We start from the raw sequence: 1,762 nt of genomic DNA, 5'->3' as shown, positions 1-1,762 counted from the left end.
GTTCATCGTTTGTCACGGTGTAGGGCGCTAACCCGTCGAGGTTGCCGCCAGTGCCGAGCACGCGCTCGCGGGCATCGGAAAGTAGCTCGTTTCCGAGAATGAACCATTTAGCCCCAACGCGGAGCGCCGGAAGTTCACCTTCACGGCAGAGCCTTTGAATCGTACGTGGGTGCGAATCGGTCGCCGCCGCGAACTCCTTCACCGGAATCAATTCCCCCAGTGCGGGTAAATCTGCCACGTCAAACAACCTCCAACGTCACAGTGACGAAATACTTACGGGTGTAACCCTATCGCAGATATGAACGAAGGGGAATAATCGCGCACAAGAACGCGCCTACCGCCTAGCGGCAATGGAACTGCAACGTTCCGCCCCCTCCTACGCGCGCGCAAGGCTGGCCTGCATTGCGGGGCCTTCCCCGGTGGCGCTAGCGGTTGAGACTGCGGTTCACTTGGGCCATGAGGTCTGTTGTGCGTTCGGGTCTTGCCTTCATGTAGACGTTCAGGATCGTTTGCACGTCCTCCTGGCCGAGTAGCGCGCCTATCTCCTTCAGGTGCGCACCCTGTTCCGCCAAGCGGGTAATGAGCCAGTTTCGCCCACAGTGCGGGTCTATCGCTGTTGTCACGCCCGCTTCTGTTTCTGCCTTGTTGAGCAGGCTTCGGAAGGTGGTATCCATGAGCGGCTGGCCTTTGCCGTTCGGGGTGTAGAGCGCTAGCGGCTTGTCGCTTACCTTGTTGCGGCTTGCCTTGTCCGCGTTGGGCGGCGCGAGCACGGGGACGGGTGTGGCCTTGGCTGGCAGGTGCTTTGCGTTGTGGTTGAGGAATAGCGGCACGTCGGTTGCCATGATCGGCACCGTTCGATAACCCGCCTTCGTCTTGGGCGGCTGTACCAGCATGTACGTCGGTTTACCGTCGGCGGCGGCGATGCGCTGCGCGTTCTGTTCAACCTGCACGGTGACTTTCGGCATGTATGGCACGGGTGTTGGTTCGACGACGACGTGGCGGGCTTCTATCGCTAGGGCTTCTCCAAGGCGTAGCCCGTGGCGGAGCACGAGGGAGGTTAGTGCCTTGTATCGCGCGGGCATTGCTTCGATAATCGCGGCAATCTCGGCATCGCTAGGCAGGTATTTCTCTGCGGTGGCCACGGGCTTTCCTGCTTCGGGAATGTCTACGGGGCTTATCGGGATCATCTTGCGGCGTACGGCTTCGGCGCACGCGGCTTTGAGACGTACGTACGCCTGGCGGTTAATCGTTCTGGCATCGGGGTAATTGCGTTGTAGAGCGTCCCACCAGCGGTACACGTCGGAGGTTTCCAGCTCGGCTAGGGGAATGTCTTTCAGCCGGGTTACGTCCTGGTCCCCGTCGCCGGGCGCGATTGGGTCGGTGATCCGTACCCGCGTAACCCTTCGGTAGTTCTGCGCGGTCGATGGTTTCAGCGGTTGTGCGCGTTGTTCCAGCATGTCGTGGTACTGGTCCAGCCACTCCCCCACGGTGACAGATGCGCGCTTCTTTTCGTCGCGGCGGGCTGCGGGTGGTTTCCATGCTTCTAAGTCGATTAGTCGCTTCTCGGCGGACAGCCAGCCTGCGGCATCTGTTCTGGAAGCGAACGAGTGCCCTGGCGTGTGGCGCTTGCCGTCGGGGCCTGTGTACTCGCAGTAGTACCTTTTGCCCTTCTTGGTTAGTTTGCCGAAGTCTCGCCTTGTTCTGCGGGCCATTGCATTCCCCTTACGTTCCCTTAGTGGGGTCAATTCGTGTCCGAATGTGA

At 60.3% G+C, this 1,762-nt stretch carries 2 protein-coding genes; both read right to left on the bottom strand.

Going from position 1 to position 1,762, the window contains the following annotated elements; genetic code table 11:
- Positions 1–238: helix-turn-helix domain-containing protein (locus HMPREF0298_RS00265; RefSeq protein ID WP_040422085.1), on the bottom strand; the 238-nt coding region annotated here is incomplete at its 3' end.
- Positions 239–425: 187 nt separating this feature from the next.
- Complete coding sequence (locus tag HMPREF0298_RS00260) at positions 426–1,712, bottom strand: tyrosine-type recombinase/integrase (RefSeq protein WP_006839051.1); 1,287 nt, start codon at positions 1,710–1,712, stop codon at positions 426–428.
- Between the last annotated feature and the right edge of the window lie 50 nt (positions 1,713–1,762).

This window comes from Corynebacterium lipophiloflavum DSM 44291, assembly GCF_000159635.1.
GTDB classification, from domain to species: domain Bacteria; phylum Actinomycetota; class Actinomycetes; order Mycobacteriales; family Mycobacteriaceae; genus Corynebacterium; species Corynebacterium lipophiloflavum.
The sequence above is the reverse complement of the archived record's forward strand: the minus strand, read 5'-3'. Positions and strand labels throughout refer to the sequence as shown.

Bases quoted from the DNA above. Each gene is read 5' to 3' on its own strand.
- HMPREF0298_RS00260 (WP_006839051.1), bottom strand. From the start codon at position 1,712: ATGGCCCGCAGAACAAGGCGAGACTTCGGCAAACTAACCAAGAAGGGC.